Below are 14,306 nucleotides of genomic sequence, written 5' to 3'. Positions count from 1 at the left end.
CGAGGGACACGGGCATGCCTTGGTTTCTGAGCCTACTCCTTCTCAGTGGCGTGCTCATCGGCGGCGTTCAGGCCAAGGAGGTCCGCCGGACGGTGGACGGCAAGGCCGGACAGGATGCGCGGATCGGCTTGTTTGGGAGCATCACCCCGGACTGCAAACCCGAACGGACGCCGCCGGTTCGAATCGTCCATCCTCCGACCCATGGCACGATCATCGTCGGAGCGGGCCAGACTCAGGTTCCGGCCTCTGGCGGAAGTTGCGCCGGCAGCGCCTTCCCGGTACTGGCGATTTTCTACCGTCCGGCGGCGGATTTTGCAGGTGAGGATACGACGATCCTCGAGTTCGATAGCGGCCTGCCGGAGAAGCAGGTTCAGATCGTGGACGTCATCATCCGGCGCTGACCGTCTAAGGACGCCGAGCGAGACCGGGCCAACAAAGTCTCGTTCTTGAGATTCTGCGCTCGATGCTCGGCGTGCCGTAGCGCGAGGGTGGCCGTGCCTATACCGGGACGAACGGATCACCGCTGACGGGTCAGTACATGGTAGCCGGGACGTCCGATCTGGCTGAGCGTCATCCGTTCTCCTTCGAGCAGACCGACGAACCGATCGCCGCCAAGCTCGAAGACGATCATATTCTCAGTCGTATTGAGAATATGCAGCGCGTCCCATTCAAAAGGCCGGGTCGGATTGCGATTGGCCTGCACGGCATCCTCATCGATCGTCAGCGTATAGTCGTCACCGATCCAGCGCCCCTCCAGCGCGTGGCGGCGCCGATGATCGCTGAGAGCGCTGTGTGAGATACCGGGAAGGATCAGACAGGCCGCGAAAACGAGCGGCCGGAACCCGGTCCTGCGCTGCCCTCTGGCGAACACGCATCTCGCCGCCATGGCTGGCCTCTCCCTCTCTGTCGGCTCTGGACTCATAAGCTTTAGCAGACCGTTGCCGCCCCGCAGACAGGGCAGCGAGGGCATGATGCAAGGGGTCCGGTTGCGATGGAGCGGGGACGAGTTGTCAGGCGTGAGTCCCGCGGTCCAAGCCTGCCGGCGAAGCAGATCGGTGTCGAACCCCGTGTCATCCGGAAGATTGAGTGGCGGGCAAACGCTTCGGAAACTGGCCTCGCAATGGCGATCTGCACACGCTCTGCCAGCGCGACAACCCTGCCGCAAGCGCCTGAACGAATGGGGGAGCCGCGCCACAGAGGCTGCGCGCGAAGGCTTCGGACCCCGCATGATGCGGACGAGCCAGGGAATTGCGTGATCGCCGCCAGAAATCGCCGAATCGGCCCTCCGGGTTGTTGCGCATGAATCAACACACTTAAAATTGCAATGTCGTCGCTGGATAGACTCCTTAACACAAAGACGTGAAGACTAAATTCACAGCCCTGCAATCAAGAATTGGAGAGAACCAGTCAGATATTCTCATTTATCTGGCTTGTAGCCTATCGTTAACCATCTTTGGGTATTACCCCCCGCAAAGCATAAGGGGGAATTGGCAAAAATGGCGGATACAGTCTTTTCGACGGCTCAGTACACCTCCGGTACAGCCGGTGCGGACCGGATCGATCTGTCATCGCGCGGGACGCGCGCGCAGCTGATCGCCGGACGGGATGGGACCGACACCATCATCGGGGCGTTGGGCAACGACACCATCAACGGCGGCGCTGGCAACGATGTCATCACCGGCGGGCTCGGCGTGGACAGTCTGACGGGTGGAGCCGGAGCCGATCGCTTCGTGTTCAGCAAGGCGGATCTGTCCGGCTCAGCCGGCCTGACGGGCACGGCCCTCGACCGGATCAACGACTTCCAGGGGGCCGGCATCTCCGGCGGCGACACGCTGGTGTTCCGCGGCTTTGCCGCCGATGCCGATGTGGTCGAGATCAGCACGCAGGGCACGCTGCACACCTACGAGATCCGCGAGAACGGCACGGCCGTCGGCCGCTTCACCGCCATCCATGCCGGAGAGGCGCTCACGTCGGGCGACGTCGTCTTCGAAAACTCCACGACGACGCCTGTCTCACAGCCGCCCGTCGTCGTTGCGCCATCATCGGGGACGGGCGAGGCAGCCCGGGTGAGTGCCACGCCGACCCACACGATCAAGGCTAACAATGCGGTCCAGACCCTCAGCGGCACGGCCGGTCACGACGACATCTGGGGCTGGGACAAGGGCAATGCTGTCCTGAAGGGCGGCACCGGCGACGACACCTACCACATCTGGCAATCGAGCGATCAGGTCGTCGAGGCGCCCGGCGGCGGCGTCGACACGGTCATCATTGCCTGGCGCGACTACACCCTGCCGGACAACGTCGAGAACCTGAGCTTCAGCAACGCCAAGAGCGGCACCGGCAACAGCCTCAACAACATGATCACCGGCGATGGCGGCGCCCAGACCCTCAACGGCAAGGCCGGGAACGACATCCTGACCGGCCGCGGCGGGGCCGATATCTTCGTCATCGCCAAGGGCGAAGGCAGCGACATCATCACCGACTTCGCCTCCGGCGTGGACAAGGTCCGCATGGAGGGGGTCAACCTGCACAGCTTCGCCGAGCTGAAGATGGCGGCCAGTCAGGTCGGGTCGGACACCGTCATCGCGCTCGGCGGCGGCGAGACGCTGACCTTGCAGAACGTGGCGCTCACGAACCTCAAAGCCGGCGACTTCGCCCTGCCGGCGGACCCGTCGCATCCGGGCATGACGTTGAGCTTCGCCGACGAGTTCAACACCCTCAGCGCTTCTGCCAATGGCCAAGGCACGGTGTGGAAGAGCGCGCTCGGCATCGGCAGTGAGTACCGCACTCTGGGGTCCAACAACGAGGCGCAGTACTACTCCGACAAATCCGTCGGCACGAACCCGTTCTCGGTCTCGAACGGCGTCCTGAGCATCACGGCGGCTCCGGATCACGACGGCAACCCGCTGGGCCTAGCCTACACGTCGGGCGTGCTCACCACGGCCAAGTCGTTCGCCCAGACCTACGGCTACTTCGAAATCCGTGCCGAGCTGCCGGCGGGCCAAGGCATGTGGCCGGCCTTCTGGATGCTGAACGCCGACGGCACCGGTACGACCGAACTCGACGTCATGGAGTTCCTGGGCCACGACAAGGACACCGCCTACGCGTCGGTGCATTCCACCGTCGCCGGCCAGAGGCTGACCAGTACGCCGGTGCAGACGGCAGATCTGACGGAGGGCTTCCACACCTTCGGGGTCGATTGGCAAAAGGACACGCTGGAATGGTACATCGACGGCGCGAAGGTGGCCCAGATGGCAACACCGGCCGACATGCACAAGCCGATGTTCATGCTGGTCAACCTGGCGGTGGGTGACACCGGCAGCTGGCCGGGCAAGTACGACGCCTCCATGCCGACCACGCACCTCGACGTCGATTACGTCCGGGTCTGGGCCAACGACGCCATCCACTGAGACCAACTAGCTATCGAGTGCGTGTCCCCGCGATGAAACGCGGAGACACGCACTGTTCGTCAGTGGAAATCGTAGTCCAGGTGCAGCATCGCCCGGGCCGTCGCGCCGGTATCCAGCATCGCACTGTTCGTAACGGCCAACGCACGTCCGCCGGCGTCAACCACAGCGTCGAGGTAGAGGTTGTGATCGCCCGTGCTGCCCCAGCTGTCGCTCAGGTAGCGAACCACGAGGTTATGGTTCCCGGCACTCAGATCGGCATGCAAGTTCACGACGTCCGAGCCCTGACCATGAAGCGCTGACCCGGTCAGCGTCGAGCCAACCTGTTTTCCGTCGAGATAGACGGCGTAGAGTGCGTTGCCGACCACGGCATCCTGGCTGACGTAGAGCTTGAGAGCGGTGTTACCGGTTCCGATATCGTAGGTCTTGCTGACCCCTTCGGTGGCGGGTGGCGGCGGGGGTGGTGGCGGCGGCGGGGGTGGCGATACGGTACCGGTGCTCGAGCCCGTGGTCAGTGTCGCACGCGCGACGTTCCCAACATCGAGAAGAGCGGAGCCGGTGACGGTCAGCGCATTGCCAAATGCGTCCACGGCGCTCTCGACATAGAGGTTGTGGTCTCCCGCACTGCCCCAGCTGTCGCTCAAGTAGCGAACGGCGATCGCGTGCTTGCCGGCGCTGAGGTCCGCATGAACGTTCACCGTGTCGAAGGCTTGCCCATGCAGGGCCGAACCGGTGAGCGTGGTGCCGACCTGCTTGCCGTCGACATAGACCGCGTAAAGCGCGTTGCCCTGGATCGAGTCCTGACTGATGTGCAGAGTCAGGGCCGTCGAGCCGGTACCGACATCGAAAACCTTCCCGGCGGTGCCGCTCGGCGCCGTCGGCTGTGGCGGCGTCACGCTCCCATCTGAGTCGATGATTCCCGAGGCTGTGGTGCGAACCGACTCCGCCGTCCCCATGCCATCGGTGTAGCTCACCATGGCTTGCACAGCGTGACCGACATCGGCCGCACCTAGGGTATAGGTCGACTTCGTCGCACTCGTGATGGTCTGCCAGCCGCCCTTCCCATCGTCGCGCAGCCACTGGTAGTTCAACACGCCGAGCCCATCCGCATCCGCCAGGGTCCCGGGCGCTGCTGTCAGTACCTGACCTTGCCGCGCGGTGCCGGAGAGTGCGAGTGAGCCGGTGGGCAGGTCGTTGATGTTGGCGACCGGAGTGGTCTGGAAGCTGAACACCTCCTCGGAGGCCCCGAAGCCGTCAAAGTAGCTTGCCACGGCCTGGAGGCTATGGCCGACATCTGCTTGGCCGAGCACGTAGCGGTCCGCGGTTGCTCCAGCGATGCTGGTCCAGCCGCCGGCGCCATCGTCGCGCTGCCATTGGAACGCCAGAGTTCCCAACCCATCCAGATCGGCCAGAGTGCCGAGCGAAGCCGTCAAGGTTTCACCCTGTGTCGGCATGCCGGCGAGGGCCAACTGCCCGGTGGGCAGGTCATTGACGTTCGCAACCCCCGCGATGGTGTTGCTGCTGACGACATGCTCGACGATGCCGTGCCCGTCGGCGTAACGGATCATGACCTTGAGATCATGTCCGACATCGGCCTGGGTCAGGACGTACTCACGGCCCTGAGCCTGGTCGATGGTCACCCAGTTGCCGTTTCCGTCGTCGCGCTGCCACTGATAGCGCAGCGTAGTCGGAACCCCGTCTGCATCGGTGAGCGTACCCCGGAGGGCCTGGACCGTCTGACCCTGTGCCGCCGTGCCGGACACGATCGGCGCTCCGATCGGGTCAGCGTTCTCCGTGACCGTGTACTGGTTCTCGTAGACGTGGATGTAATCGATCGCATACGTTGACGGAAAGGTCGTCGCGGCGTTGGTGTTTCCACCCCATCCGCCGACGGCCAGGTTGGCGAGCATGTACATCGCCACATGCATATCGGCCGGAGTCGGCGCGCTCGCCACCTTGTTGCCGTCGAGGTACCAACTGATCTCGCTCGGCCCCCAATCGACGCCGTAGCTGTGAAAGCCCTTTGACAGATCCATGGTCGTATAGACCGCTTGGGTGTTGCCGATCGACTTGCCGCTCGCGTCGGTATGGAAGGTGGCGTAGTAGGTCGCCGGGTCCGACCCAAGCGCTTCGAGTACATCCAGCTCGGTGCCCGATGAGCCATCGGCAGGCAGGAGCCAGAATGCCGGCCAGAAACCGGCCCCAGACGGGATCTGCGCCCGAATCTCGAAGTAGCCGTAGAGCTGAGAGAATGACGCCTCGGAGGTGATCAGCCCGGAATTGTAGGGCAAGCCACGATCGTTGGTGGCACCGTTCGAGACGGTGATCTTCAGCGCGCCGTCCTCGACCGAGAACGGGTTCTGTCCGGCCGTCGCATCGCCATAGTACTGACGCTCGCCATTCCAATAAATGGTCCGGCTGCCGTCGGAGAAGGTCGTGCGCCATCCATCGGTCCCATAGACCGCATTGGGGCTGCTGGTGAAGCTGTCGAACTCGTCGGCGAAGGTCAGGTTGGTCGAGCCGACGGGCAGCCAGAAATCGGCGCTCTTGAGGCCGCTAACCGTCATGTTGCGCAGGGTCAGGCTGTCGCCCTCTCCGAGGTTGAGCACGACGTCCGCGCCCACCTGGGTCATGGCGGCCTGAAGAGACGCGAAGCTGGCGAACTGCGGATAGTTGTTGAGCTGGATGTGGTCGATCCCGGACACGAAATCGGTGACCACGTCATGCCCGGTGCCCTTGGTCAGCACGAAGCCGTCGGCGCCGCCACCGCCCGTCATCACGTCGTTGCCGAGGCCTCCGTCGAAGGTCTGGGCGTCCGCGTTGCCGACGATGAGGTTAGCGGTCGCATTGCCGAAACCGGTCCCCACACCCTGAAAGTTCAGGTTCTCGAGGTTATCGCCCAGCGTGTAGCGCCCGCCATAAACCGTGACGGTGTCGGTGCCCTCACCGGCATTCTCGACGATCTTCGTGTTCGCAGCGGCGATAATGTAGGCGTCATCGCCTGCCCCGCCGACGAACGTGACATCGCTGGCTGTGCTGCGGAACGCATTGTTGCCGGCAGTCCCCATATAGGTCGTACCCTTGACCGAGCCAAAGGTGGCCGCCGTTGTCCGTGGGCCGCTCTCCGGCATCGGGTTGCCGGCATAATCAAGGGTTGCCAATGCGGTGTTCCTCAGAGGCTGGGAAGTGCGGTTAGCCTGTCGTTAACAGGGCTTCCCCTCAGTTTCCACCATAACGTCGTGGGCTCACGAATAGTTTCGCAATTCCTAGGCCTAAGTAGTAAATTTGGCGGCTTGTTGCTGGGTGCGGCTAAATTGTGGCGGCGTCGCTGCGAGAGCTACTCAATGCCTGGGCTACTGCCCTCATCAATTGCAGCGATTCTTCAAATGCTTGGCCCGAGCTGGGCTCGGGAGCATTTTCGTCTCGAACTGTGTCAACGTGGCGCAACCGGGTCAGTCGGTCTTGCGGAGGGATGAGCCCGACGCCTCGGCGTTCCCGTTGGTCAGAGATCGAACGAACCCCCTATGGGGATCCTCCCCAGGCTTTCTCCAAGCGTCCCTGCCGCCCGAAGACCAGTGCCCTGACGCAGCCAGACCCGGACACGAAGAAAGTCGAGCCACGGCAGAACCGCGACCGTTTCCAAACAAAGGTGATTTTACCCAGCGCTGAGGCAACCCATCTAAGTCACCGCCATCAAGTTCGCGACCTTTTGTACATAGTTATCGAGACCGCAGTGCTTCACGACCCAATCACGATTGCGAGAGCCATCTTGGCGCGCCGGGTCGTGGGCGATGGCCAAGGCTTTCGAGACAGCCTGCGCGAGGTCCGTCGGCCGGTGCGGCTTCACGAGCAGCGTCGGATCGATACCATCGAGATAGCCGTCCAGACCCGCCGTTGCGCTGACCACGACGACTTTCCCGCACGCCATGGCTTCGACGAGGCCGGTGACGCCCGCGGCGTAATCAACTTCGTTGAGCGGAACCGCGATCACGTCAGCATCCTGGTAGCTTTTAAGCAGATCCGAGAAGGACACCCGCGGCATCAGCTTGATCCGATCCTGTGCTGATGGATCGACGGTGCCCTGATGCGTCCCATAAAATCCATGGGCGAAGAGTTTGAGATCGGCATCGATAGTTTTCATCGCCTGAACCAGGGTTGGATAGTCACGATTTTCTGCACCGCATGCCATCACGACCTTTGCCCCTGGCGAGGTCGCGCGCGCGATTTCGCGCGGATGAAAAAACCGATCATCCACCCAGTTGTGAACCGTGAGGACCTTCTCGGGCGGTACTTTGCCTTCCTCGATGAGAAGACGTCGCTGCTTCTCGCTCACCACAATGAAGACACCAAACATTTTGTGACCGATAAGCCTAAGTATTTTTGCTTTCTTTGGCGTCATTGCATGGAAAACACAATACAGTCTTCCCTGCCACCCTCTCAACCGCAACAATATGGCTGCAACGATCCCGATATCCTCGCCCGTCACATAGCACCGATCGATTGAACCAGCCTGCAGGACGAAGTTCACGACCGATCCGATGACTGGCTTTCGGCCAAACAGCCGCCCGAACAAAGCACTCCGTTCCGACCGGGCTGTGGCAAACGAAAAAACCTTCGCGTCGATCCTGCGCGCAACGGTAATAAATTCTGTGCGAGGGCCGCCCTCTGCTTCAAAGCCGCGAATTTCATCAGCGTAGCGACCTTTACCAAGCAAGACTGCACTGCGCATGAAAAAACCTTGATTTGCGGGATGGCACGCAGGCGGTTGGCCGCGAGCCGCGAGAAGCATCACCCATATGTCGCAAAGGACTGCAACACAACGGCAAAAGCAGCTGCAAGTTTTCGCGCTTCTGAGAAATGAACTCAGATGGCGGAATTGCCCGTCCAAAGCTTCACTTATTTGCGATTTCGCTCACAGATGGAAAATATAGTTCCTGCCAAATCTGAGTATCTCAGGCAGCGCTTCGGCTTCTTTGAAAATCTGATGCCGGCGCGCAGCGCGGTCTCGGCACTCTGATGCCAGACAAGCGAAAATGACGATCCGTTGCCCGATTGCGGCGCCGGACGGCCTCGCGCTGCGGCGGATATCGAGCTTCACTCCACGGCAGTCCGTCGGCGATCCTCCGGGGCGGAACCTGCCAGACGTCCCGGCCCGTTGGATGGCAGGCGTGCGGAATGATGCCGTCGAACGAGAACCGGGTTCGAAAACGATTGGGGCGCGATCCGTCCGAGGCTTGCGTGTCGAACGACAGATGCAGTCGGTCCGGCGACGTAAAATGAACGCGTTTCGGATGGCACCGTTTGAGGAGGCGCCCGGCTTTCCATAGAAGCTGGCGTTCGCACTCTTACCGAAAGCGCCGGCGCGCCGATTGCGGGTAAAAACATCATGAGCAGTCTGAAATTTGGGACGAGCGGCTTACGCGGTCTCGTCACCGACCTCGTCGGGTGGCCGAGTTACGCCTTCGCCCGCGCCTTCTTTCGTTCTGTTGCGACTACGGCTGGGGCCAACCGCACCGTTGTCATCGGACGCGACCTGCGCGACAGCAGCGAAGGGATCGCCGCGACCGTCGCCGCCGCTGCCGCCGAGGCAGGGTTTACGGCGATTGATTGCGGTCCGCTTCCGACGCCGGCTCTCGCGCTGGAAGGGTTGCGCCGCGGGAGCTGCGCGGTGATGGTGACCGGCAGCCACATCCCTCAGGACCGCAATGGGCTGAAATTCTATCGCCCCGACGGTGAGATCACGAAGGCCGACGAAGTCGCGATCCTGGATGCTCTCGGGGACGTCTCGGCAGTGGGTTCGATGGGGATCGTTCCCGCCACACCGGAATCGAGTGCCCGAGACCGCTACCTCCGGCGCTATCGCGATGTGTTCGCGCAGGACGCCCTCGCGGGACAGCGGATCGCCGTCTACCAACAGAGCTCCGTCGCCCGTGATGTGCTGGTCGACGCGCTCGAATCCTTGGGAGCGCAGGTGACAGCCATCGGCCGCTCGGAGACGTTCGTGCCGATCGACACCGAAGCCCATCGGCCGGAGGATATTGCCTTCGTCCGCGATGCCATGTCCTCCGGCACCTACGACGCCCTCGTCACGACCGACGGCGATGCCGATCGACCGTTGGTGGCCGACGAAGCCGGCCGGATCGTTCGTGGGGACGTCCTCGGGTTGATCACAGCCCGCTACCTGAACGCCGACACGGTTGTGGTTCCGGTCACGGCCGGTTCGGCCATGGAGCGTGCGGGTGGGTTCAGCCGTGTGGTCCGCACACGGGTCGGCTCGCCTTTCGTCATCGCCGGCATGGCGCAGGCCAAGGAGGACGGTTCGGCGCTCGTTGTCGGCTTCGAGGCGAATGGTGGGTTCCTGCTCGGGTCGGACGCCCAGGTGAACGGCCGGACCTTGGCCGCCCTACCGACACGTGACGCGATGCTGCCGATCCTGGCGACCCTGGCGGCCACGCGCGCGAGCGGCCTGACGCTGGCCGGGCTCGTGGCCTCCTTGAATGCCGGGGAAACCGCGAGCGATCGGTTGCCGGAAACGCCGGCTGAACACAGCAGCGCCTTCCTGCAGCAACTCGGCCAGGAGACCTTCCGAAGCCGCTTCCTGCAACCCATCGGAGCCGCACGCGCGGTCGATACCCAGGACGGCGTCCGCATGGAACTCGATGGCGGGCGGACCCTCCATTTCCGCGCCTCCGGGAATGCACCGGAACTGCGGTGCTACGCGGAGGCCAACACCGCGGTCGAAGCTGAAGACCTGGTGCGGTGGGGACTGTCCGCAGCAGCGGATGCCATGACATCATCGGCCGCCGCGCGTCCGTGAGGGATCCAGCGCCGCCCCTTCCAGCCGGAGGCGAGACACGAAGCCTCGCCCATGGGCGGGGCTTCCACTGAAGCAGGCAGAGCGTGGTCCCACAGCCTTCCTGCGGGTCCCCGTATCGCGCTCCCGGTGCCGCGCTCTCGGTAGCGCGGTCGAGCGCGGCAAGGTGCTGATGAGTCTTTCGAAATCAGGCTTCACGCCGCGTCCGCCCGCGCGATTCGGACGTGGCGCAGGGTATCAGCCTCATCGACCGATGTGCTAGAAGCAACAACGTGATCCGCCGCGAGCATTGTCGCCGACGGTCTGAAATCTTACGAATTGTGCAGTCGAAGGGCAGCCTGGATACAGGCAGGGGTGCCCAACGCTACGAGCCTCGGCGCTCCTGGGAATTTGCGGGTCTGATGTCGATGAGCGTTGCTGCCAAAGAGGGAACCGGAGTGACACAGCCAACGCACGCGCAATCCTATAGGAACACGGCGCAGAAAACGTCCGTTTTCAGCTGGTTGTTTGCTGCGCTCTGTCTCAATGGAATGATTTACAACGAGGTAATCGGCTCCGCCTTCTTGTATCTCCTCTTCATCGTGATGATCGTCATCGTCGCCGCGTATCCAACCGCATTTTTGCGGGAGTTCGAGAGCCAGAAGGCCATCCTACTTCTGCTTCCTGCCTACGCTCTGTTGTCGACGTTATGGTCGGCAGTCCCGGAATCGACGGCGCGAACGGCCTTGCAGGCCGTGCTGATGATCGCGTTTGGGGTCATGTTATGTCGTTTGGTCCCCGCCAAACAATTCGTTCATATCATGTTTCTTAGCCTGATCTTGGCAATTTTACTTGGTTTTATCGTCAATCGTCGTGTTCTTGATAGTATGACCAACGAAATAAACTGGTCTGGCATCTACTACAATAAAAACTCGATGTCCATGATCGGAGCGTTGTTCGGCCTGTGCTGCGCCCACCATGCGATGGATTCGAAGAGATTCGTTCCGGTCAGATTGTTTTACCTGGCGATTTTGCCGCTGTCCTATGTTGTGTGCTATTCCGCCAAATCGATCGCCATGATCGTCATTCTGACGATCGGCCTCGGTTTGATGACATCGATCTATCTGGCCTTCCTGCTCCCGCGACGCATGTTTCGATCGACGATCGAGCAGATCTCGATTGTCATCGTGATATTCAGCGGCGTCGGATTTTTTGTTCTCTCGAATTTTTCCGGTGAATTGCTTCAACTCGTCGGCAAATCTCCGACGTTGACAGGCCGCACGGTGCTTTGGGATTGGGCCAGCAAAATCATTCCCACCAAATTCTGGCTGGGATGGGGCTACAACGGATTTTGGGTCCAAGGTAACCCTCTGGCCGAGATGCTATGGCTCGAAAACCATGTTCAAAGTCGTATGGGCTTCCACTTCCACAATCTGTTCTATCAATCCCAGATTGACCTGGGGCTGTTCGGCCTCCTGATCGTGGCGACGATGCTGTCGTGGACATTCTTGATGTGTTACCGGTGGGTTTATTACTCGGCGAACATCACGAGTGTTTTCTATTTCTCCTGCGCCACAGTCATGATCGTCAGCCAATACCAAGATATCCAGCTCTTTGGAGGATTTGGTACGATGAGCCTTCTGTTCACGATTGCCGGTGTCTACGCGTATGATTTTAACGCAAAGGAACGCTCTCGCTCCTCTCACAAAGGCAACGTTCAGTCATCCCGCGTCGGCGGCGCCCTTGTCGGCTCGACACAGGTTCCCGAAGGCACGACGCAGGTCTCGCGCGGATACTGATCAGGGGAGCGATAATGGCCTCTCCAAGTCCGTCACAGCCCCGGCCGTGGTTCTGAATACCGTCAGGGCTTTTCATCATTGCGACGAGTTGGCTGCGCTCCGTCGTTGTGGCGTTGGCATGATAAAGCGGCCATGTCGAACTGCGCCATAGCGCGTGCCTCCACGCCACCGTGAAGCGTGCATCATCAACCCCGGGGCCAACGGCTCAGGTACGCTGGGAACGAGGCCCTGATGCGGATCAGGCCGCAAGCTCACGGTCGGCCTCGCCGCGTGCCGCCTTCAGACAGGCCTCGACGGCATCCCTCAGCGAGGACACGTAGACGTCCGCCCCAACCTGTCGACCAATGGCAGCGTCGGTGAGAATCTTCTCGCCGACGGGCCAAAGGCCCACCAGCACAGGCACGTTCGGCGCACGCCGCCTCAGGCGTTCCAGCAGGTAGCGCAGGTGCGCCGGGTTGCCGGTGATGTCGAGGTAGGAGATGCACACCATCGCCACGCCGTTCAGATCGAGATCACGGATACGGTCGCGTGAAACCGCGTCGTGGTCGGCGACTCGAGCGCCGAGTCCGTGCTTGCGCAGCAACTGAGCCAGCATTGCCGAGGACGCCTCATCGAGAGGACCGCGACCGGCGACGCAGAGGACAGGTGCTTCGCCACGCCACGCTTCCGGCAAGGCCTCGGGAGGCGGCGCGTGACCCGGTACGGCCTCGTTCTTGGGATGGGCGCGCTCGGCCAGGCTTGGAGTCTCCTTCGGGTTGAACGCCTTGGCCTCGCCATCAGGCTCGATGTCGGGATGGGTCTCGAAATCCGCGACCAGCGAGCGGGAGGATGCTCTGATGTTTTCCAGCTGTGCGGGCGTGACGACCCCGCGACCGAAGTCGTTGGCCGCGAGTTGCAGGCCCTTCAACGCCACTTCGTCGTAGTATGAGGAGAGCGAGCGCTCCTTGAGCATCGCCTCGGCGAGATCGCGCACCTCGTCCGGGTCGCCCGCCAGCATCCGCTGGTAGAAGTTCTCGATGGGCGTGAGCGGCGGCCGGTCACCGAGCAGCACGTCAAGGAATTCCAGACTTTCGACGTGGCGTCCGAGGACGACCAGGCACACCGTGAAGGGCGTCGCGAGGATCAGGCCGATGGGTCCCCACAAGAACCCCCAGAACAGGGTCGAGACGACGACTGCGAAGGGCGAGAGGCCGGTGGAATGACCGTAAAGGAGCGGTTCGATGACATGGCCGAACAAGGGCTCGGCAACCAGGAAAAGGGCGGCGGTGGCGATCACCATGCCCCAACCGGGATCGACGGCTGCCGCGAGCGCAAGGGGGAGCAGGGCTGAGATGAACGCGCCGATATAGGGCACGAAGCGCATCAAGGCGGAGAAGACCCCCCACAGGAGCGGATTCGGCACCCCGATGAGCCAGAGCCCCACGCCGATAATGAAACCAAACGCCGCATTCATTCCGAGCTGTGCGAGGAAGTAGGTGCCGAGCCGGCCTGCGGCGTCGTCCATGGCAACGGTCGTCCGGTGCAGGTCGCTCGACCCAAGCAAGCGGATCATACGGTTGCGGAGGTCTTCACGCTGCAGGAGCAGAAACACCACCACGACAAGAACAATGCCGATCGTGGTCAACGGCTCGACGATGGGACCAAGGACATTCCGAGCCAGGGTCAGCGGCGAGACCTCGGGTTCCTGGACCCGAACCAGTTGCGCCTTGGGCGTATCGCCTGCCGGGCCGGTCACCGCAGCGGTACCGGCCGCGTCGGCCTTCTGAGTGGCGTCGTGAACCTGATGGTTGAACTTCTGCAGGACCCGATTGGCCTCCCCGAGCCAGCCCTGCTGCAGGCCAGCGAACTTCTTGTGCACGGTGGCCTGATACTGCGGCAGGTTCCCGGCCAAGCCAGCGACCTGGGTGCCGATGAGAGCGCCGATGCCGCCGATCACCGCGAGGGCAAGGAGAACGGCGACGATCACCGAGGGCACGCGTCCCAGCTTGATCCGCCTCAGGAGATTGACCACGGGTCCCAGGACGAAGCTGAGAAGGACGGCCAGCACGAGGGGGATAAACACCTCGCGCCCGAAATACAGCGCCGCCACGAGAACCACGCCGACCGCGAGCGTCAGCAGCCCACGAAAGCCCGGCACGAGAGGTGGAGGAACCTGCGCAGGCGGGCGGACGGCAACAGCATCGTCGGTGTGCATGCAGAGGACTCCCGGACCGTCGCGCCTGGCTTCACGACACATCCCCTTAACGCGATCGGATCGCTTTCAGCCCCCGTCCGCATCGCAACGCTCACGCTGAGGGTTTGATCAGC

The 14,306-nt window shown here is 62.3% G+C and carries 9 protein-coding genes; 4 read left to right on the top strand and 5 right to left on the bottom strand.

What is annotated here, in order from left to right:
- The first annotated feature begins 14 nt into the window (after positions 1–14).
- On the top strand, positions 15–401 hold the full coding sequence (locus ACV7NL_RS05810) for a hypothetical protein (protein ID WP_463355170.1): 387 nt from the start codon (positions 15–17) through the stop codon (positions 399–401).
- Positions 402–517: 116 nt separating this feature from the next.
- On the opposite strand, the gene ACV7NL_RS05805 is transcribed toward ACV7NL_RS05810, so the two are convergent.
- On the bottom strand, positions 518–886 hold the full coding sequence (locus tag ACV7NL_RS05805; protein WP_056185619.1) for a hypothetical protein: 369 nt from the start codon (positions 884–886) through the stop codon (positions 518–520).
- Between the two features lie 610 nt (positions 887–1,496).
- Here ACV7NL_RS05805 and ACV7NL_RS05800 point away from each other — a divergent pair.
- Positions 1,497–3,410, top strand: a complete 1,914-nt coding sequence (locus ACV7NL_RS05800; protein ID WP_463355169.1) for a family 16 glycosylhydrolase — start codon at positions 1,497–1,499, stop codon at positions 3,408–3,410.
- Positions 3,411–3,469: 59 nt separating this feature from the next.
- On the opposite strand, the gene ACV7NL_RS05795 is transcribed toward ACV7NL_RS05800, so the two are convergent.
- The 3 genes from ACV7NL_RS05795 to ACV7NL_RS05785 form a co-directional block, all read right to left on the bottom strand.
- On the bottom strand, positions 3,470–6,568 hold the full coding sequence (locus ACV7NL_RS05795; RefSeq protein WP_463355168.1) for a family 16 glycosylhydrolase: 3,099 nt from the start codon (positions 6,566–6,568) through the stop codon (positions 3,470–3,472).
- A 518-nt stretch (positions 6,569–7,086) separates the two neighbouring features.
- Positions 7,087–8,136, bottom strand: a complete 1,050-nt coding sequence (locus ACV7NL_RS05790; protein WP_463355167.1) for a glycosyltransferase family 4 protein — start codon at positions 8,134–8,136, stop codon at positions 7,087–7,089.
- A 183-nt stretch (positions 8,137–8,319) separates the two neighbouring features.
- Complete coding sequence (locus tag ACV7NL_RS05785) at positions 8,320–8,505, bottom strand: hypothetical protein (protein ID WP_463355166.1); 186 nt, start codon at positions 8,503–8,505, stop codon at positions 8,320–8,322.
- Positions 8,506–8,793: 288 nt separating this feature from the next.
- On the opposite strand from ACV7NL_RS05785, the gene ACV7NL_RS05780 reads away from it, so the two are divergent.
- Both ACV7NL_RS05780 and ACV7NL_RS05775 read left to right on the top strand, forming a co-directional pair.
- A complete protein-coding gene (locus ACV7NL_RS05780; protein WP_463355165.1) occupies positions 8,794–10,224 on the top strand; it encodes a phosphohexomutase domain-containing protein in 1,431 nt (476 codons plus the stop codon).
- A gap of 221 nt (positions 10,225–10,445) precedes the next feature.
- Positions 10,446–11,999 (top strand): O-antigen ligase family protein, encoded by a 1,554-nt coding sequence (locus ACV7NL_RS05775; protein ID WP_463355164.1) that lies wholly within the window; start codon positions 10,446–10,448, stop codon positions 11,997–11,999.
- A gap of 238 nt (positions 12,000–12,237) precedes the next feature.
- Here the strand turns inward: ACV7NL_RS05775 and ACV7NL_RS05770 are convergent, their stop codons facing one another.
- The gene (locus ACV7NL_RS05770) at positions 12,238–14,193 is read right to left on the bottom strand and encodes an AI-2E family transporter (RefSeq protein ID WP_463355163.1); all 1,956 of its coding nucleotides are present in this window, start codon (positions 14,191–14,193) and stop codon (positions 12,238–12,240) included.
- Positions 14,194–14,306: the final 113 nt, after the last annotated feature.

Source organism: Methylobacterium sp. Ger2507 (assembly GCF_055231875.1).
The sequence above is the reverse complement of the archived record's forward strand: the minus strand, read 5'-3'. Positions and strand labels throughout refer to the sequence as shown.